The sequence below is a fragment of the Holdemania filiformis genome (assembly GCF_003459085.1).
Classification (GTDB): domain Bacteria; phylum Bacillota_I; class Bacilli_A; order Erysipelotrichales; family Erysipelotrichaceae; genus Holdemania; species Holdemania filiformis.
The window spans coordinates 24,321-42,394 of sequence record NZ_QRUP01000023.1; the positions used below are offsets into that span (position 1 = coordinate 24,321).

The following is an 18,074-nucleotide window of genomic DNA, read 5'->3' on the forward strand; positions in this document are numbered from 1 at the left end:
AAACGCATGAAACTCTTGATTGTGGAAGACGAAGAAGATCTGGCGATGGGCCTGAAGCGCGGGCTGCGGAAAAACGGCTATGAGGTTGAATGGATCGGTGAGGGCCGCGACGGCCTGGCTTTGGCGTTAGCCGAGGATTACGGCTGCGTTCTGCTCGACTTAAATTTGCCGGGGCTGGACGGATTAGATCTGCTTCGCCGGCTGCGCGCGGAGAAGCCGCAGCAGAAAGTTCTCATCTTATCGGCCCGCGGTTCGGTGGGGGATAAAGTGAAGGGGCTTGACCTGGGGGCGGATGATTACCTGGTCAAACCGTTTCACTTTGAAGAATTGCTCGCGCGCATCCGCAATCTGACCGGACGGCGTTTCATACGCCAGGATGTTGTCGTCTGCCGCGGTTCGCTGCGGATCGACACCGGCAGCCATCAGGTCTATGTGCGGGATCAGCGGCTGAAGTTGACGGCCAAGGAAACGCAGATTCTGGAAACGCTGGCGCTGCACGAAGGCAAGCGGCTGAGCGCGGAAACGATTATCAGCCAGGTGTGGGGCGAGGACGAAGACCTGTTCTCCAACGCGTTTAAAGTGCATTTGTCCTCGCTGCGCCGCAAGCTGGCAGCGGCCAGCGGTGAAGACTGGATTGAATGTCAGCGCGGACTGGGCTATTGCCTGAAGGAGAATCCTGATGAAAAAGCTTAGTCTTCAGGTGAAAATCACGCTGTTATGCACAGCGATTCTGACGGCGGCCTGTGTGCTGCTTACCGTTTCCTCGGTGCTGTTCAGTTCACGCGGATTGGTCGGCGTGGCTGAGCAGGCCACGATGGTGATTACGGATTACGCCGTTTCGTTTAAAGATGCGTACAGCGTGCTGCCGGCCCAAACGCTGGATCCGGAATCCATGAGTGATGCTGACATGGAGAAAATCGAAGTCGATCAGATTATCATTAATTCCAAACTCGCCGAGCTTGAAGAGGGAAAGGTTCCGGAACAGGTGGAACAAAGCATGGTGGCGATCACAACCGCGGCCAATGATCAGATCCAAGTTCAGGTCGTCGGGTTAATGGTGGCGATTATTCTGTTGGGAACCCTGGGCATCTATCTGACCGTTTCCCGCCTGACGCGTCCGCTGCGGCAGCTGTCAACCTCCATCGGCGCACTGGACGAAGGCAAACTGTCGGTCCGCTTAGAAGAAGATGGGATCCGGGAGGTTGCGGAACTGAGCCATTCGCTCAACCAGATGATCGGCCGGCTGGATGAAGCTTTCGAACGGCAGAAACGGTTTACCGCCGATGCCGCGCATGAGCTGAAAACACCGCTGGCCTCGATTCAGGTCAATCTGGATTCCCTGCGTCAGGATGAGGAATACACCGCCGAGGAAGCGGCCGAGGTTCTGGAAGTCACCCAGCGCAATATCCGCCGCCTGAACCAGCTGGCGGAAAACCTGCTTCAGCTCAACAGCACGCAGGTGATCGAACAGCGTCAGCGCTGTTCTGTCCACGACTGCTTATGCACGATTATCGAGGAACTGGATCCGCGGATTCAACAGAAACAGCTGACCGTCGAGCTGGCTGAGACTTACCCTTGTCTGGATACCGATCCGACACTGCTGCTCCGATGCCTGTATAACTGTGTGGAAAACGCCGTGAAATACACGCCGGAACACAGTACGATCCGGATTGATTTAAACAAAACCGAAAAACAGCTTCAGATCGTAATCGCCAATCCGTCAGAGCCGATCAGCGATAGTCAGTGCACCCAGCTGTTTCAGCCGTTTTACCGGCTGGACGCTTCACGCAGCCGCAAATTAGGCGGCAGCGGTCTGGGGCTGGCGATCACGCAGGAAATCGTCACCCGCCTGGGCGGAACGATTCAGGCAGTCTGGCAGGAGGGTGAATTTCAGATCCAGATCCGATTTCCAGTCTGATTCAAAGCGGAGAACTGTGAGAATCAGTTCGATCCGGCCAGCGGCCGGAAGGAAATTTTAAGACGGACGTCGATGATTCGATAATGAATACAAGTTTAAATAAACGGGCTTTTGAAGGAAAGTTGTTTTCCTTGCGCCCCTGGAAAGGAAACAGACTATGAATTTCATTCAGCGTGCCTTTCGGCACTTAACCCGAAGCAAGACGAAATCCTTGCTTCTGACTTTAACGTTTTTTCTAATCGCCAACTTTGTCGTCGTTGGATTTTCAATCAGTTCGGCCGCAGCAGAGGCCAAGACGGAAACTCGCCGCAAAATGAATCCGGTCGTTGAGTTTACGATGGACTTTGACGCCTGGTATGAAAAATATATGAGCCTGGATCAGGAAGAACGCAAGACATTCGCGTATCCCAAACCGGATCCGGAGCTGGTTAAGAAAATGCTAGCCGATTCCCGCGTGAAATCCGCGGATTGGACGCGTTCCACGATGGGATATGCGGATGGTTTTGCGCCAGTGGAGATTCAGCGGCCTCAGAAAGAGGAGGATGAGGATGACGGCGGAATGTTTTCCAGTTCTATCGTCGTGTCGGAAACGCTGTCCGGCAGCGGCCAAAAGACTGAACAGAAGCCGAATCTGACGCTGCTCGGACTGCTTTCTCCGCAGATGAATAAGCTGGCGGACGGCACATGGAGCCTTGCCCAGGGCCGGATGATCACGCAGGAAGAAATTGAGAACGGCAGTCCGGTCGCCGTTATCGACAAGCGGCTGGCGGAAGCGAATAATCTGTCGGTCGGCGATTTCATTAAGATTAAGCTGTATTCTGACGAGGAAATGAACGCGATCGCGGATACACAGAACGATAACGTTCTCGATCTGGAAATTGTCGGAATTCTTGACAGTGCGGAAGAACTGAGCAGCGAGGAACTGCAATGGGCCAGCGAATATTCTCATCCGGCAAATCAGGTGCTGGTGCCGCTGCCGCTTTACGCTCAGCGTGATCTTGCCTTGATGACGTTATTCCATCAGGCGAATCCCAAGGTGATGGAAGCCAAGCCTGAGGATTATGATCCGTCCAGCGTAGTTTTTGTACTCAACGACCCGCTGGAAGTCGATGCCTTCCGCGATCAGTATAATCAGAATCTTGACGAATATCTGATCATGGACGCCAATGACGAGATGTACCAGCGTTTGTCGAAGCCGCTTGACACCCTGACGGTGTTCTCCGATCTGATCGTAGCGGTGGTCCTGATCAACGCCGTCGTCATCATCACCCTGGTCAGCGCGCTGACGCTGAAGACGCGGGAAACGGAAATCGGCATCCTGCTTTCAATCGGCGTATCCAAGGTAAAGATTGTCGGCCAGCTGTTTTCCGAGCTGTTGATCACGGCGATGATCGGGTTTGTGCTGGCGTCGGTGAGCGGTTCGATGATTGCCGGGAGCGTCGGTGAAAAAGCGCTGGCGATGCAGGTGCAGGAAAACCAGACGAGTGAATCGGGCGGCTTCGCGTATTCCTCCTCGGAATCCTTGTTTAACGAAGTCAGCCAGGAGGAAGTGACAGCCAGCTATCATGCCGGCGTGGACGCGGGCATTCTGATTCAGATCTTTATTCTGGGCGTCGGCGTGGTCTTCATCAGTACCTTGATACCGTCGATGATGGTACTTCGCTTCAACCCGAAAAAGATTCTGATGAGCCAGAATTAGAAAGGATAACCGCATGTTAAAATTAGTAAATTTAAATTATGGCTACACCGACGGCGCAAATCGCCGCAGCATCCTGCAGGATTGTTCCTACACGTTTGAGGACGGCCGGTTTTATACGATTCTCGGCCCCTCTGGCAGCGGCAAGACGACTTTGCTTTCGATCCTGGCGGGCCTGGACAGCGCTGAAAGCGGCGAGGTCTGGTACAATGGCGAACAGATCACAGCCAACCGGCTGTACCATTACCGCCGCAATCAGATCGGCATCGTTTTCCAGCAATACAATCTGATCAATTATCTGACCGGCATTGAAAACGTCGAGCTGGCGATGACGGAGACAGACAACGCCATGCCGAAGAACCGCAGGGAAATTGCTTACGCGCTGCTGGAAAAAGTGGGCATTGTGCGCTCCAAAGCGGAACGGCCGATTTCCAAGCTGTCCGGCGGCGAGCAGCAGCGAATTGCGATCGCCCGGGCGCTGGCGGCCAACGTCGATTTGATCTTTGCGGATGAACCGACCGGAAATCTTGATACGGCAACCGAACAGGAAATCATCCGGATTTTCCGTCAGCTGGCGGAAGAATTCGGCAAGACCGTGATCGTCGTCACCCATTCCGAAACGGTATCGCAGTTCAGTGACGAACGGGTGCTGCTGGAGAACGGTCAGCTGCGGCGATTGTCTCCGGCCGCGGAGGCGATAACGGCCTGAGGGTCTTGAGGGCAGAACCTGGATTGTGCTTTTCAGAAACGAATAAAGCGCCGCCTGCTTAAAATGTGAAAAAAGTAACAAAACCGTAGCCTTTCAAATCCCGCCGAGGTATAATGAATGTAGTTAAAAGGAGGAACAAATTATGATCATTCAGGATCGGTTTGCCGGGAAGGTCATGGTCGTGACCGGAGGAACCTCGGGTATCGGCAAAGCTGTATGTTTAAGAGCGGGTGCGGAAGGCGCAAAGGTGGTCATCGCCGGACGGAATCAGGCGCGCGGTCAAGCGATTGAAAAGGAAATCCGCGAGGCAGGCGGCGAGGCGACATTCATCCAATGCGACGTCACCCAAAAAGAGGACATTATTAATCTGTATGCCAAGACGATTGAAATTTACGGACAGCTGGATATCGCGATCAACAACGCGGGCATCGTCGGCGATTCCAAGAAGATCGAAGATCTGACGGACGATGACTGGTTCAGTGTCGTCAATGCCAATCTGAACGCGATGTTCTACTGCATCCGGGAAGAAATCAAATATATGTTGAAAAATGAAAACGGCGGAGCGATCGTCAACACGGCTTCCGTTGCAGGGATCCGCGCCACGCCGGCCGGCCCGGCTTATGTCGCAAGCAAGCACGGCGTCGTCGGCCTGACGAAATCCACAGCGATGGACTACGCTAAAAACAATATCATCTGCAACGCGGTCTGCCCGGCGGGCACCGATACGCCGCTGACTGAAGCGGCCAAGGAAAAGATCTATGCCAAGATTGCCGAATTGAAGGCGCAGGGCATCGATCCTTCCGAATTCATGAAGAATTCCATGATTGCCGGCAAGACTCAGACGCTGCAGGGCCGCAACGCGACTTCAGAAGAACAGGCGTCGACAATTCTGTATTTCGCCTCCGACGAAGCGCGTCACATCACCGGTTCGATCGTCGTCGCCGACGGCGGTTTCACTGTCTATTAAGTCTTTAAAATCTGATAACCAACCAGGAAAACGGAAGCTTGCTTCTGTTTTCTTTTTAACTGAAGCTTGTGCGTGGAGAACCAGAAGTCTTAAGAAAGTCTTCAGGAAGTTCACGGAACCTTCACGTGTTTTTGATCATGATCCCATAATGTTTGCCTATAATACAAGCATACAAGGAAGGAGGAATCTAAGACAGAAATCAGCTGAGAAAGCATCAATCAATAAGTTCCCTTTTCATAAAATATTTTCCCCCTCTTAACAATAATATTTGGAAGACAGGCTTCCCCTCCTGTCTTCCGGAAAAGCCTGCCGCTCCCCTCGGCAGGTTTTTTCTGCGTCTTCTCGACGAAAGGAAAAGAGAATCAATTAATTCAGAATCATCAATGTCCTGTCCGCAGATTAAAATCAGAATTGTGGAAAAGCTTGAAACTTTGATCGTTTTGGTAGAAACTTAAGTTGTATCAGCGATGAATAAAGGAGCGCGGCTCCTTGGAGGAACAGATATGGAAATCAAACACATTCAAGATCATCTGATGAGCGTGGAGGAAGGCTATGTGCGCTGTTTTCTGATCGAAGGGGAAAACGCGGCGCTCGTCATCGATGGCGGAGTGGAAGCGGGCTTGCGGGAAATGGTGGAAAAACAGACGTCCAAGCCGCTGACTTTCTTATTAACGCACAGCGATCCGGATCATACGGCGGCGTGCGGCGAGTTTGAGGAAATTTTGGTGCATCCTGCCGAAATGGCCCGGCTGGCGCAGAAGCGGAAAACCCAAAGCCGGTTTGTTGCCGTGCAGGAAGGGGATCGGCTTGATTTTGAGCCTTATCATTTTGAGGTGGTGCTGATCCCGGGTCATACGCCCGGCAGTATTGCATTGTGGGAAAAAGAGAAACGGTTTTTGATCAGCGGCGACAGCGTGACGAATGCGACGACGTTTATGTTCGGCGAAGGCCGGAATCTGCGGGCGTATTTATACAGTCTGCGGAAATTGGCGGCGATTGCGGATCAGCTGGATGTGATCTACGGCTCGCATGGGCCGGTGGAAGTCCCGCCGTCCCGGATCGGCGAGTTGATCGCGCTGGGCGAACAGGTGGAACGTGGTGAGATACAGGGGGTTCCGGCTGAACGCTTCGCCGGCGATATTCAAGAGTACCGCAGCCAGGACGCGGCGATTTATTATCCAGCTCAGGACAAAGAATAAAAAAACAGAACTGTTCATTATCCCGGCAAGCATTGCAGGAATTGTGAGCGGTTCTGTTTTTTAGATGTGTTTAATCCAGCCGGCTCTCTCCGCTGGTCAGCTGATAGCGGATTAACGAAGGATCAAAATCCACAATTTCATCGCTGAGGATGACCGCCTGATCCAGCCGGGAGAATTTTGAAGGATAGAGCTTGTTGAACTTGGAGCCGTCAGCCAGAACATACGTCTTGCCGGAGTGAGCGATAACCTTGGCTTTGACGGCAGCTTCCTGTTCGTTGGTCGTGGTTAAGCCAACCTTTTCGTGAATACCGTTAACGCCGATAAACGCGACGTCGAAAAACAAATCGTCCAGTTGTTTCAAGGTCAGGTTGCCAGTAACCGCTTCCGTCGTCCAGCGAATTGTTCCGCCCAGTAAGATCGTGTGCGTGGAGCTGCGCTTGAGCCTCGCGATGTGCGGCAGACCGATCGTGACGACGGTGATGTTTTTCGCACGCACATAATTTAACATTTCAAACGTCGAGCTGCCGGCGTCGATGTAGATCATCTGATTGTCTTTAATCATACTTGCGGCCAGGCGTGCGACCTGATTCTTACTTGAAACGTTAGTTTCCGATTTGATCAACATCGGCGGTTCTTCGGACTGGCCGTCGTTGAGCCGGACGCCGCCGTGATACCGGCTGACCATGTTGAGGTCTTCCATTTGCTGCAGATCGCGGCGCACCGTCGCTTCGGAAACACGCAGAAGCGGGACCAGTTCCGCGACGCTGATCGAGGTATTTTCGCGGCACAGATCGATGATGGCCGCCCAGCGTTGTTGTTTTATCATCGTTTTCGCCTCCGAGGTCATTATAACATAGATTCATGGTGTGTGATTGAATTTGATCAAAATGATTCATAATTCAAACAAGAATCATGATTGTTTGAGCGAGTGTGTGTGATTATTTTTAGAAACGATCAGAATATGCTTGAAATAAGCTTTGATATCGCTTACATTAGGTTTGTAAGGAGGCATCACTTCATGATCATTACACTCACGCTGAATCCTTCGATTGACTACACGATGACGGTTAACGAACCGCTGCTGGACGTGGAAGTCAACCGTACTACCAGCGAACAGATGAAGGTCGGCGGCAAGGGGCTGAACGTGTCCATGACGCTGGATAAGCTGAAGATTCCGTCGCGGGCAATCGCACTGCTCGGCGGCTTCACCGGCGATTATATTGAACAGGCACTGCGGCCGTATCCGCGGATTGAACTGACGCGGGTGCCGGTTGACGGCATGAACCGGATCAATGTCAAGCTGTATCATGGGCCGGGAACTTTGTGTGTCAATGCCCGGGGTCCTGAAGCAGACGCCGCTGTCTGTCAAACGCTTTTGGATTTGATGGAAACAACGGGACAGAACGACTGGGTTCTGGTGTGCGGCAATATGATGCGCGGACTGGACGCGGATTTTCTGACGGCACTGTGCGCGAAAGTGCATCAGCGGCAGGCCAGACTGGTCATTGATATGGAAGCCCTGTCGCCCCAGTTGATCGAACGCTGCCGGCCGGACTTGATCAAACCCAACTTCTACGAGTTCAAGCTGCTGACGGGACAACCCGGCCTGACGCTAGCGGACTTGCCGGATGCAGCCGCGAAGCTGCGGAAAAGCGGTGTGGACAACATCCTCGTTTCGCTGGGAGCGGAAGGCGCGCTGCTGGCGGCCTCCGAGGGAATTTATCGGCTGACGCAGGAGCCCATCGAAGCGGTCAACCAGGTCGGTTCCGGCGACGCGATGCTGGCAGCGTTTGTCGGCAAGTTAACGGAAGGCTGTACGAAAGCGGAAGCCCTGGCCTGGGCGGGAGCGGCGGGAAGCAGCGTCGCGATGACCCATGACGAAGTGAGCGCCGATCAGATCGCTGAAGGGCTTCACCGCATGCACGTTCACAAGCTGTAGACAAACATCCGTCATCGCAAAGATGAAAATCCGGAAATAAAACGAACAAATTAAAAAAGAGGAGAGAAAAACCATGGCAAAAAAATTGAATTACGCCGACATGGCCGCCGCGATCATTACGCAGCTGGGCACTCAGGAAAATCTCACCAACGTCAATCACTGCGCGACCCGACTGCGCGTGGTTGTCCGCGATCCATCCAAGGTTGACGCCGCGTCGCTGAAGAAAATCGACGGCGTGCTGGGCGTGGAGGTCCGCGAGAATCAGGTTCAGGTCATCGTCGGTCAGATCATCGAGGATCTGTTTCTCGAAGTGGAAAAACGCGTCAGAAAGTCCAGCACAGGAGGATCGAGTAAACCGCAGGAGAAAAAGCTTGTCGCGGTCTTCTCCAATTTCCTGCAGCTGATGGCGGGCATCATGAGTCCGGTCATTCCGTCCCTGATCGCCGCGGGCTTTCTGACCTGCCTGTTATTGCTTTTAAATCTGGTTTTCGGACTGGAATCGACCAATTCCACCTATGTCATTCTGAATAATTTAGCGCAGTCCGTCTTCTATTTCCTGCCGGTCTTCGTCGCTTATACCTCGGCGAAGAAATTCGATACCGAGCCGGTGCTGGCGATGCTGCTGGCGTGCTGGCTGCTGTACCCGGATTGGGTCGCGATGGCGGGAGCCGGCGGCTACACGAGCTATTTCGGTATTCCGGCGCTGTTGACTACGTATAACGGCGCGGTCTTACAGATCATTCTGTCGGTCTGGGTAATGTCTAAGATCGATCAGTTGCTGAAAAAAGCGCTGCCGCTGTCAGTGCGGCATTTCCTGAAACCGTTTCTGCTGATTCTGATCACGTCGATTATCACGCTGACACTGACCGGCCCGTTAGGCGGATTAGTCACGAATTATATCGCAATGTTCATCGCCTGGATCCGCAATTACGCCAGCTGGGCGGCGGTGCCGGCAATCATCATCTTTGCCAGTACGATCGGTCTGTTGTGCCCGGGCTTCCATCTGGCGCTGATTCCGATCGCGACGACCAGTCTGGCCACCGTCGGCTACGACGATTTTATCAACATCTGGTTCTTCTGCTGCACGATCACGCCGGGCTTCATCGCGCTGGCAGTGGCACTGAAAAGCAAGAACCGCCGGTTAAAGGAAATCGCGTTCCCGGCTTCGATCTCAGCGCTGTTCGGCGGTATTTCCGAGCCGACGACCTACGGTATCTCCTATAAAATGCCGAAGGTCTACTTCTGCAGCATCGCGACATCGCTGATCACCGGGCTGTACGCGGGCATCGTGCATCTGAAATGCTTTGGCTTCGGCGGCTATTCATTGACGAATATCCTGCTTTATCTGGGCGAAAACGGCGATACGACTAATTTCATTAAAGCGTTGATCGGCGTCGGGATCATGGCAGTCTGCTCGTTTGTCTTCGTATTTATGACAAAGTGGGACGACAGCGTATATAACGAGGAAGACAGTGAAGCAGAAAACGCTGCGGCGGTTCTGACGTCCGTGGAGCTGACGGCGCCGGCGCAGGGAGTCTATATTGCCCAGGAGAATATCGCCGATCCGGTCTTCGCGGCCGGCACTCTGGGCGCCTGCTTTGGAATCCGCCCGGAAACGGATGAAGTTCTCTCCCCGGTGGACGGGGTAATCAATTCGATCGCTCCGACACGGCACGCCATGACAATCAAGACGGCCGGCGGGGCCGAGGTGATGGTGCATATCGGCATCGATTCGATGAAACTGGGAGACCATGAAATAGAAACACTTGTTCAAACCGGTCAAGCCGTTAACCGGCATCAGCCGATTGCGAAGATCGACCGTAAAGCGTTCGCGGCGAAACAACTGGACGATACAATTATCGTGATCTTGTTAAACAGCGCGGCTTATACTCAGGTTCATGTGGATGATCAGCGGCAGCAGCTGATCGCCGCGGCGTAGAGAAACAGGAGGAATCGGAATGCGGAAATATGCGAAACAGCTGTTGGATCAAATTCACGCGAAGGAACATGTTGAAACCGTGGACGGCGTCCCTGTCTTAATGAAACCGGTGCCGGACGACGACCGGCCGTATGTGCTGGATCCGCGGCTGCTGGACGTGATCCGGATGAAACGAAAAATGTTTGCCCAGCGGGCACAGAAGGGCTACCGGCTTTCGCAGGAACGTTATCGTCCGGATAAAGTAACTGAGGATTTGTGCACCGTGGAAATCGATGTGGATGAAAAGCTGATCGATATCGGTCACGATCATAAAATTGACATCTATCTCTATCGTCGTCATGCAGATCAGGGCTGCCTGCCTGTGCTTATTTATCTGCATGGCGGCGGCATGACGGCCGGGGATATGCGGCTGTTTGCGAATCAGATGCGGTTGATCGCTGAACTGGCCCAGGCTGTAGTCGTGTTCCCGGAATACCGGCTGGCTCCGGAATGTCCGTATCCCGCTTCGATTGAAGAAGCCTGGGGAACGGTGCAGTGGGTTGCGGAACATGCCGACGAGCTGAATGTCGATCTGAACCGCCTGATGGTGGCCGGTGACAGTGCCGGCGGCGCGCTGACGAACGCTTGTTTATTAAAGGATGAAAACGGCCTGATCAAAAAAGCATTTGAAATCTACCCGGCCGTGGACAGTACGGATTACCGGAAACAAACCCGCTATTCCTGGTCCTACGACGCTTATCCGATTGTGGAGGAACAGTTCGAAGACGCGTTCAGCCGGATTGACCGGATTAAGAACAGCGTCGGCGTGAGCGAGGCGGAAAGTCTGTATCTTCAAGGAAAGACAAATTATGAAAATCCGCTGGTTTCGGTGATTTATGCCCCGGCGGAAAGACTGGCGCAGTTTCCGCCGTTGACGATTGTGAGCGCGGAGTATGATTATCTGCGCGTCGGCAGCGATTATTTTGTCAAACTGCTGCGGGACTTGGGCGTGGATGTGAAGTCAGTGCGCTATTGCGGCTGCGATCATGGTTTCCTCGATCTGCTCGGCACGATTGTGCAGGCCGAAGATCTCTGTCATTTGATCGCCGGGGAAATCCGGACAATGGCTAAATAAGGCCGAAGGGACGGCAGCGCCGTCCTTTTTCCCGGAGCTGAACTTTTTCCTGACGTACTGACTCAGTTTGGCAATTTCAGCTGTGCAGCGGCAGTCAGCCTGTGCGATAATGAGAGTAAAGAAGCAGGAGGAAGGATCTTCTCCTGTACATTCCTTCGAAAATGAAGGAGGAAAGGAGTCTCTATGTTGGTAACGATGAAAGAAATCCTCGACCCGGCCAGCGCCGGGAATTACGCGGTGGCAGCCCCGAATCTATGGACGGAGTTAGACGCGCGGGCGGTGATCGACGCTGCTCAGGAGCTGCGGGCGCCATTGATCCTGGATATTGCCTACCCGGCCAATCCGGATTTGTTTCTGCTTTGTCAGATTGCCCGGTATTTCGCCCAACGGGCAACCGTTCCGGTTGCGATTAACCTCGATCACGGCGGATCGAAAAAAGAAGTGCTGGAAGCCTTCCGGGCAGGTTTTACATCCGTGATGATCGACCGGTCGGCGTGCCCGTTTGAACAGAATGTCCGGGAAGTGAAGGAAATCGTTGAGCTGGCTCACGCTCTGGGGATTTCCGTGGAAGCGGAGTTGGGCCATGTCGGTATGGCAGATCAATATGAAACCGACGGCAGCGCAGCCTTGACGGAACCGGAAACCGCGGCGGAATTCATTCGGCTGACCGGCGTGGATTGTCTGGCGGTCGCTGTGGGCACCGCTCACGGGGCGTATCCCAAGGGCATGAAGCCGAAGCTGGACTTTGAACGGCTCGCGGCGATCAAGGAAAAGACCGGCCATTTCCCACTGGTAATGCATGGTTCCTCCGGCACTGATAATGAAACGCTGAGAAAGGCCTGCCGGATGGGGATTAATAAAGTGAATATCGCTAATGATTTATGCCAGGCCGCGGCCAAGGCGGCGAAAACTGCCGATCTGGAAGGCAATCATGCCTATGATTTCAGCGCGGTGGTCTATGAAGCGGTGAAAGCGAAAATGAAGGAGATGATCGAGGTCTACGGTTCCGTTGGGAAAGCGGGTTAAAGTATTTCATTCGCTTTAGAAGAATATAAAATAAAATCCACAGAGCTTGGGAGTACGGCTCATGTGGATTTTATTTTTATGACAGGAGTAACCCAGTATTCGTCTTTTTATAATGTTTTTCTGAATTCTTTAACGATATCCATGAATTCTTTAACCCGCTGTTCATCAACCGCGTTTTCGAAAATACCGTCAATTTTGAAGGTTGTCGCGCAGACCGCACCGTCAGCGACGGATAACTGCCGTGTGATATTATCTTTATTGCAGCCCGTATTGCAAAGAATTGGCGTACGCTTCACTGAGTTTTTGACAACAGAGAGAACCTGCGTATCGGTTTCGCTGCCGGCAGTCAAGCCGGAAACACATAAGGCGTCAGGACGATTGTTAAATTCCGTGGATTTCGCGATTTCTGCGATATTTCTATCTGCCAGATATTTTGCGGCTTCCGGGACGATGTTGAATAACATTTTAACGTCCTGTGCGCCGATTGCCATTTTGTGACGTACCGTTTTCCCAACGTTTGTATTCCATAAGCCAAAATCAGAGGCATAAACGCCGGAAATGATTTCACGAATAAATTTGGCGTCAACCGCAACCGCCAGGTCTAAGGAAGCAATAGGATCCCAAAGGCAGTTCACACCATAAGGAACGGTAATTTCTTTCTTTAATTCACCGATAACATGAGCCATGGCCGCGATCGTTACCGGCTCAACTTTCGTCAGATAGGGCAGCGAAAATTCATTGGAAAACATGATGGCATCGACGCCGCCGTTCTGCAAAGCGTGAAGGTCTCTTCTGGCGCAGTCCAGAACCTTAGCCATTCCGCCCTGTTTATCGTAATAAGGGTCTCCAGGAAGCGGCTGCAGGTGGCACATCGCGATGATCGGTTTTTTTACACCAAATAATTCTTCTAGCCAGTTGTTCATAATTAATCAATCCTCCTTGAACAACCCCATTATAGTGCAACCAATTTTATGTTTCTAGTGATCGATAATGATCAATCGTATAACGAATTAATTGTTCATAAATCATAAAATTTGTCTATAAACGAAAAAAACATAGGAAATAATAGAAAACATTCATAAAAAATCAATCATAAGTGTTATAATAGAAGCGGAGGAACAGAAGATGAAAAAATATTCGATGAAACAACGGATCGTTACTTTGGTAAACGCGGCGATTTTTTTAGGCTTTCTGGGATTAACGCTTTCAACGTTTTTTGAATCAAAGAAAACAGGACTGGATTGGGCAATGCTGCTGATCTGTCTCGGTATCTTTGCGTGCGCGCTCTATTATGAGTATTTAAAGTATTTATATAACGATGCTCTGTATACTTTAAACTTTTTACTGGATCCGCAATCCGCAGAGGAGAAATATAAAAAATTATGCAAACTTGATATCACCCATAATTATGAAAAAAATACAGGGATTTTTGAGGTAATGATTTCAATCGAAAAAAACGCCCCTGTTAAAGCGCTGGAATTGATTAAAAAAAATGAAAAGAGATTTAGAAGCAATGTTGAATTGTTAATCATTATGTATTATTATCAAATCAGAGCTTATCTGTTGTTGGGAAATGCTAAAAAAGTAAATGAAGTTTACAGCGACGCTCTGGTAATTCGGAAAATGAAAAAAAGACCGAATATCATCAATTATCATGAGTTGGACGGATTGCATGAACTGGCATTGGGAAATAAAAAGAAAGCCTGCGACTATTTTAAACAGGTGGACGGTTCAAAAATGAATCCCAAGGAAATCCTCTTTATTTACAGTCAGCTGGCAGAACTCACCGCAGGTGAGGAACGTGCGGAGTATCAGCGCAGAATAGCGCAATTAAAAGGAGTTGCAAATCCATGAAAGTAAGCAAAGCAATAGTCAATGACCGGCGGGTTAAAATTATGCGTCTGATTGAGGAAAAACGTTCAGTCAGCGTGGATGAGCTTGTCGAAAAATATCATGTTTCTCCAATCACAATTCGTCGCGATCTCCAGTATTGGGAAGACAAGGGAGCGATTATCCGGAATTATGGAGGAGCATCGTTAATCCAGGAATTTGTTGAAGATGAAGAATATGAAAGAACGACCTTTCAAAAAGCAATCGCCAAGAGGGCAGCTTTATATATTGAGGAAGACGACGTCATCTTTATTAATTCCAGCACAACAGCTTTAATGATCGTCGATTATATCAAGGACAAACACGTAACGATTATTACCAATAATGCCAGAGCGATTAATTATACGCCGGATCCCAAGGTTCTCATCATATTCACCGGCGGGGAGGTGCGCTTCCCTAAAAATTCAATGACTGGAGATTTTGCGGTGGCGGCTCTGAATAATATTACGGCGACCAAGTGTTTTGTAGGCTGCAGCGGTTTGACTGAGAATGGAATCTCAACAGGTTTAATGAAAGAGATGTTAATCAATCAGACCATGATCAAACGGACAAGCGGCCAACGCTTCGTTTTATGTGACAGTACGAAGATCGGCGTCAGTTATTCATTCTTCTATTCCAGTTTGAAAGGCTTTGATTATCTGATAACGGATGTGAAAGCAGATGACGAAGTGATCGAAAAAGTAAAAGAGAATACCGGAATTAACGTCATCAAAGTGGAACCGCTAAAAGGCGGATGGAAAATATAAAATTGAACTGTATGAAAAATGAGCGCGGTGTCGGAAAACGGTAGCCTGATCTCCATGAAAAGCTCATTTTCAATACAGAAAGTCTCAGAATAGAAAAAACAAAACCGGATCTCCATAATGAAAAAGCAATGAAATCTTTGAGTGGATTTCATTGCTTTTTTCGATTATGACCAGATTTCTTTGATTTTTTCTTTCATTCGGCGAGCTTCTTTAGCTGGATCCGCAGCTTTGCGGATTGCCCGTCCAAAGATGAAACAGGAAACCGGGATCCCTCGGAATTTCTCCAGATCGTCATAGCCGATACTGCCGGTAGCCGCAACGTCGATACCCATGTCGCATAATTTTTTTAAAGTGGCGATTTCTTCTTCATCCCAACCGCCGGGTTTATCGCCGGAATGCTGCAGCGTCAGCTGTGAGATGCCTAATTCTTTCCACAGTTTAACGTCCTCAAAACTCCAATGGCCATACAATTCAATTTGCAGCTTTGTGTTTAATCCGCGCTTTTTCGCTTCTGCCTGAACAGAAGTAATCGTGCCTGGCTCGCAGGCGCATAAGATCGTTGTGAAATCCGGCCGGCCATCCAAAAGCATTCCGCCAATTTTGCTTCCAGCATCCACAATTTTCAGATCGGCAAGCAAAGGCTTGTTCGGGTACATCTCCCGGAAAATTTTTACGACGCGGGCACCTTCCGCAGCGATCAGGGAATAACCGCATTCCAGAATATCAACTTCGTCAACAACACCGGTCTGGCAATCGCGGATCGCTTCTTCGGTGCTGGAACAGTCTAAAGCAAGCTGCACTGTAGGGATTTTCATTCTTTGTTCTCCTCCTTTATTTTATTTCTTAAAAAACGTTGAATACTTGGAAGCTGGCGAATAAAACCAAGTTCTTCTTCACACCAGACTTCTGCTGTAAAAGTCCCTTGAAAATCAGTATTTTTAAAGTGTCTCAGGACGCTGTTGAAATCAACTAATCCCGTTCCATAGGGAATATTGTGTTCATCTTTTGAAATAGCGTCCTTGAGATGACAGGCCACAATTTCACCCTGACCGCCGGCGAGGTCGCTCACGACGTCGAATCCGTTATAAGCGACATTTCCAGTATCGGCATAAAGTTTAAACTGAGGATGATTCACCTTCCTGACAAACGCTGCGCATTCAGTAATTGTGGAAAAATGAGGCACATCTTCCAGGACCTCCATGGCCAGCGTGACCGGATAAGCCTGAATCAGTTCCAGAATTTCAAATAATGAGGAAGCAAAACGGATTCTGGTGTCCGCGGTGCTTTCTTTTTGATAAACATCATAAGGTGCTAACTGTATGATCGGGATCTTTAATTTTGTGGCGAGGATGATCGCTTTTTTTACAATTTCAATGCCTGCGTCAAAGTACTTCGGATCGCCTAAGGGATAGAAGCGGTTGGCGCTGAGTGCCATTGTCCGAAACGGCATCTCAAAATGATCGGCAAGTTTTCCCAATTCCGCGATCATCTCATCCGTCCAATCCAGACGTTTGATTCTTGGATCTTTGCCGTCGATGCTCAGTTCGATATAATCAAAACCGGCCTTTTTGGCAATGACGAATTTATCGCGCCAGGATAGAGCCAGGGGGATTCCTTTTTCATAAATTCCAAGAGGAATGCGTTCTAAATCTGTCATGACAAAAGAAGGAACAACCCGATAGTTGTTCCTGACAAAGTTTAGAGGAAACTTGGGAATGGCAGATTTATATCGTGTGTAAAGATATCGTCAAACCCTCTTGGATAGTTATATGAAATCTTATCTTTATCATCCGGATAAACGAATTTTCCGCCAACTTCCCAAATAAACGGCTTGAATTTATATTGCAGGCGATTCTTCCGCATATACCACAGAACGAGAATTTCGTTGGTATCCGCTTTGAAATTTGTCCACAAATCATGATGGTAAGGAATCATGACTTTCGTATTCAAGTCTTCGCCCATTCTTAAAATATCGCTGGCTGTCATCTTATCAGTAATTCCGCGAGGATTTTCGCCGAAAGAACCGAAGGCGACGTCGATGTCAAATTGATTTCCGTGCTTCGCATACATATTGCCGAAGTGGGAATCGCCGCTGTGATAAATTGTTCCACCCGGCGTTTTTACGACATAGCTGACTGCGCGATCATCCATGTCGTCACAGGGCAGGCCCTTAATGTCGCCATGCGGCGGAGCGGTAATTAAAATCGTCCGGTCAACGGATTCAACGGCAGTAACTTCAATGTCTTTAATTTTGATGACGTCGCCTGGACGGACGGTAATCAGCCTTTCTTCCGGTACGCCCCAGCTGCGCCATAAATCCGTGGCAAATTTGGAACCGATGAATGGGACGTCCCGTTCTTCACCGTTGATGATTGTTTTCTTCTTGACGTTGCTTAAAACCGCGGCGGCAAGATTGATGTCGATATGATCGGTATGGGTGTGGGAAGCGAAAACAGCATCGATTTCAGTAACCGCAAACGGATCAAGAACGGCTGGAACGGCCCGCAGGTTTGGCTGGAGCTGACGGGCTCCGGACATTCTGGCCATCTGATGATCCGGATCCATCATCTTTCGCTTTCCCTGATCATCATAGTGGGAACGTTTTCCTGAACCGCACCAATAATCCATCGCTATATTTGTGTTGTTTTCAGTTTTAATCCATAAACCGGTGCAGCCCAGCCACCACATGGCAAAAGTTCCTTTTTTTACTGTGGTTTCGGCAATTTCTTCATTGAGCCAGGTTCCCCATTCCGGGAAGGTGCCGAGGACCCATTTTTCGCGTGTTACGTCGTTTACGTTAGGCATTTTATGACCTCCTTTAATTTATGTTTTCATTATACATGCCAGTTTTTAGGATGAATAGCCTTTTATATGAACGATGTGAACGTTTTAAGAATAAAAATAAGAATGATATAGCAGAATGTGCTTAAA

The 18,074-nt window shown here is 50.1% G+C and carries 17 protein-coding genes; 12 read left to right on the forward strand and 5 right to left on the reverse strand.

The genetic code is table 11. The features are described from left to right. The first annotated feature begins 6 nt into the window (after positions 1-6). From DWY25_RS14775 to DWY25_RS14800, 6 genes are all read left to right on the forward strand, one after another. Entirely contained in the window at positions 7-693 is a 687-nt protein-coding gene (locus DWY25_RS14775) for a response regulator transcription factor (protein ID WP_117895880.1), read from the forward strand. Then, entirely contained in the window at positions 680-1,918 is a 1,239-nt protein-coding gene (locus DWY25_RS14780; RefSeq protein ID WP_117895881.1) for a sensor histidine kinase, read from the forward strand. Before DWY25_RS14775 ends, DWY25_RS14780 begins: the two co-directional genes overlap by 14 nt. A gap of 157 nt (positions 1,919-2,075) precedes the next feature. Further along, positions 2,076-3,617: an ABC transporter permease gene (locus tag DWY25_RS14785; RefSeq protein WP_117895882.1), complete on the forward strand. Its 1,542-nt coding sequence runs from the start codon at positions 2,076-2,078 to the stop codon at positions 3,615-3,617. A gap of 13 nt (positions 3,618-3,630) precedes the next feature. Then, complete coding sequence (locus DWY25_RS14790) at positions 3,631-4,323, forward strand: ABC transporter ATP-binding protein (protein WP_117895883.1); 693 nt, start codon at positions 3,631-3,633, stop codon at positions 4,321-4,323. Between the two features lie 142 nt (positions 4,324-4,465). Beyond that, positions 4,466-5,290, forward strand: coding sequence for an SDR family NAD(P)-dependent oxidoreductase (locus tag DWY25_RS14795; RefSeq protein WP_244925991.1), 825 nt, complete (start codon positions 4,466-4,468; stop codon positions 5,288-5,290). Positions 5,291-5,793: 503 nt separating this feature from the next. Next, the gene (locus DWY25_RS14800; RefSeq protein ID WP_181981850.1) at positions 5,794-6,489 is read left to right on the forward strand and encodes an MBL fold metallo-hydrolase; all 696 of its coding nucleotides are present in this window, start codon (positions 5,794-5,796) and stop codon (positions 6,487-6,489) included. 70 nt (positions 6,490-6,559) lie between these two features. Here DWY25_RS14800 and DWY25_RS14805 read toward each other — a convergent pair whose 3' ends face one another. Continuing rightward, positions 6,560-7,315, reverse strand: a complete 756-nt coding sequence (locus tag DWY25_RS14805; protein ID WP_181981851.1) for a DeoR/GlpR family DNA-binding transcription regulator — start codon at positions 7,313-7,315, stop codon at positions 6,560-6,562. Between the two features lie 192 nt (positions 7,316-7,507). Here DWY25_RS14805 and DWY25_RS14810 point away from each other — a divergent pair, with 192 nt between their 5' ends. The 4 genes from DWY25_RS14810 to DWY25_RS14825 all read left to right on the forward strand — a co-directional run bounded on the left by DWY25_RS14810 (position 7,508) and on the right by DWY25_RS14825 (position 12,507). After that, positions 7,508-8,428 carry a 1-phosphofructokinase family hexose kinase gene (locus DWY25_RS14810; protein ID WP_181981852.1) on the forward strand — a complete coding sequence of 307 codons (921 nt, stop codon included), beginning with the start codon at positions 7,508-7,510 and terminating at the stop codon, positions 8,426-8,428. A gap of 73 nt (positions 8,429-8,501) precedes the next feature. Beyond that, complete coding sequence (locus DWY25_RS14815) at positions 8,502-10,367, forward strand: PTS glucose transporter subunit IIA (RefSeq protein ID WP_117895887.1); 1,866 nt, start codon at positions 8,502-8,504, stop codon at positions 10,365-10,367. A gap of 19 nt (positions 10,368-10,386) precedes the next feature. Next, a complete protein-coding gene (locus DWY25_RS14820; RefSeq protein ID WP_117895888.1) occupies positions 10,387-11,481 on the forward strand; it encodes an alpha/beta hydrolase in 1,095 nt (364 codons plus the stop codon). A gap of 183 nt (positions 11,482-11,664) precedes the next feature. Continuing rightward, entirely contained in the window at positions 11,665-12,507 is an 843-nt protein-coding gene (locus DWY25_RS14825) for a class II fructose-bisphosphate aldolase (protein WP_006058204.1), read from the forward strand. A 107-nt stretch (positions 12,508-12,614) separates the two neighbouring features. Here the strand turns inward: DWY25_RS14825 and DWY25_RS14830 are convergent, their stop codons facing one another. After that, positions 12,615-13,430, reverse strand: a complete 816-nt coding sequence (locus DWY25_RS14830; protein WP_006058203.1) for a BtpA family protein — start codon at positions 13,428-13,430, stop codon at positions 12,615-12,617. A 202-nt stretch (positions 13,431-13,632) separates the two neighbouring features. Here DWY25_RS14830 and DWY25_RS14835 point away from each other — a divergent pair, with 202 nt between their 5' ends. Together DWY25_RS14835 and DWY25_RS14840 are read left to right on the forward strand one after the other, a co-directional pair. Continuing rightward, complete coding sequence (locus tag DWY25_RS14835) at positions 13,633-14,361, forward strand: hypothetical protein (RefSeq protein ID WP_006058202.1); 729 nt, start codon at positions 13,633-13,635, stop codon at positions 14,359-14,361. After that, positions 14,358-15,143, forward strand: coding sequence for a DeoR/GlpR family DNA-binding transcription regulator (locus DWY25_RS14840; protein ID WP_006058201.1), 786 nt, complete (start codon positions 14,358-14,360; stop codon positions 15,141-15,143). The genes DWY25_RS14835 and DWY25_RS14840 overlap by 4 nt, the downstream gene beginning before the upstream one ends. A gap of 164 nt (positions 15,144-15,307) precedes the next feature. Here DWY25_RS14840 and DWY25_RS14845 read toward each other — a convergent pair whose 3' ends face one another. From DWY25_RS14845 to ulaG, 3 genes are read right to left on the reverse strand one after another with little or no spacing between them, the layout of a single operon-like run. Continuing rightward, complete coding sequence (locus tag DWY25_RS14845) at positions 15,308-15,958, reverse strand: orotidine 5'-phosphate decarboxylase / HUMPS family protein (protein WP_006058200.1); 651 nt, start codon at positions 15,956-15,958, stop codon at positions 15,308-15,310. Continuing rightward, complete coding sequence (locus tag DWY25_RS14850; RefSeq protein WP_006058199.1) at positions 15,955-16,800, reverse strand: L-ribulose-5-phosphate 3-epimerase; 846 nt, start codon at positions 16,798-16,800, stop codon at positions 15,955-15,957. Before DWY25_RS14850 ends, DWY25_RS14845 begins: the two co-directional genes overlap by 4 nt. A 41-nt stretch (positions 16,801-16,841) precedes the next feature. Beyond that, entirely contained in the window at positions 16,842-17,948 is a 1,107-nt protein-coding gene (ulaG, locus tag DWY25_RS14855) for an L-ascorbate 6-phosphate lactonase (protein ID WP_006058198.1), read from the reverse strand. Positions 17,949-18,074 lie beyond the last annotated feature (126 nt).

Excerpts from the sequence above, each read along its gene's own strand:
- DWY25_RS14845 (WP_006058200.1), bottom strand. The coding sequence starts at position 15,958 with ATGAAAATCCCTACAGTGCAGCTTGCTTTAGACTGTTCCAGCACCGAA.
- DWY25_RS14780 (WP_117895881.1), top strand. The coding sequence starts at position 680 with ATGAAAAAGCTTAGTCTTCAGGTGAAAATCACGCTGTTATGCACAGCG.
- DWY25_RS14795 (WP_244925991.1), top strand. The coding sequence starts at position 4,466 with ATGATCATTCAGGATCGGTTTGCCGGGAAGGTCATGGTCGTGACCGGA.
- DWY25_RS14820 (WP_117895888.1), top strand. The coding sequence starts at position 10,387 with ATGCGGAAATATGCGAAACAGCTGTTGGATCAAATTCACGCGAAGGAA.
- DWY25_RS14815 (WP_117895887.1), top strand. The coding sequence starts at position 8,502 with ATGGCAAAAAAATTGAATTACGCCGACATGGCCGCCGCGATCATTACG.
- DWY25_RS14835 (WP_006058202.1), top strand. The coding sequence starts at position 13,633 with ATGAAAAAATATTCGATGAAACAACGGATCGTTACTTTGGTAAACGCG.
- DWY25_RS14790 (WP_117895883.1), top strand. The coding sequence starts at position 3,631 with ATGTTAAAATTAGTAAATTTAAATTATGGCTACACCGACGGCGCAAAT.
- DWY25_RS14800 (WP_181981850.1), top strand. The coding sequence starts at position 5,794 with ATGGAAATCAAACACATTCAAGATCATCTGATGAGCGTGGAGGAAGGC.
- DWY25_RS14825 (WP_006058204.1), top strand. The coding sequence starts at position 11,665 with ATGTTGGTAACGATGAAAGAAATCCTCGACCCGGCCAGCGCCGGGAAT.
- ulaG (WP_006058198.1), bottom strand. The coding sequence starts at position 17,948 with ATGCCTAACGTAAACGACGTAACACGCGAAAAATGGGTCCTCGGCACC.
- DWY25_RS14840 (WP_006058201.1), top strand. The coding sequence starts at position 14,358 with ATGAAAGTAAGCAAAGCAATAGTCAATGACCGGCGGGTTAAAATTATG.
- DWY25_RS14775 (WP_117895880.1), top strand. The coding sequence starts at position 7 with ATGAAACTCTTGATTGTGGAAGACGAAGAAGATCTGGCGATGGGCCTG.
- DWY25_RS14785 (WP_117895882.1), top strand. The coding sequence starts at position 2,076 with ATGAATTTCATTCAGCGTGCCTTTCGGCACTTAACCCGAAGCAAGACG.
- DWY25_RS14810 (WP_181981852.1), top strand. The coding sequence starts at position 7,508 with ATGATCATTACACTCACGCTGAATCCTTCGATTGACTACACGATGACG.
- DWY25_RS14850 (WP_006058199.1), bottom strand. The coding sequence starts at position 16,800 with ATGACAGATTTAGAACGCATTCCTCTTGGAATTTATGAAAAAGGAATC.
- DWY25_RS14830 (WP_006058203.1), bottom strand. The coding sequence starts at position 13,430 with ATGAACAACTGGCTAGAAGAATTATTTGGTGTAAAAAAACCGATCATC.
- DWY25_RS14805 (WP_181981851.1), bottom strand. The coding sequence starts at position 7,315 with ATGATAAAACAACAACGCTGGGCGGCCATCATCGATCTGTGCCGCGAA.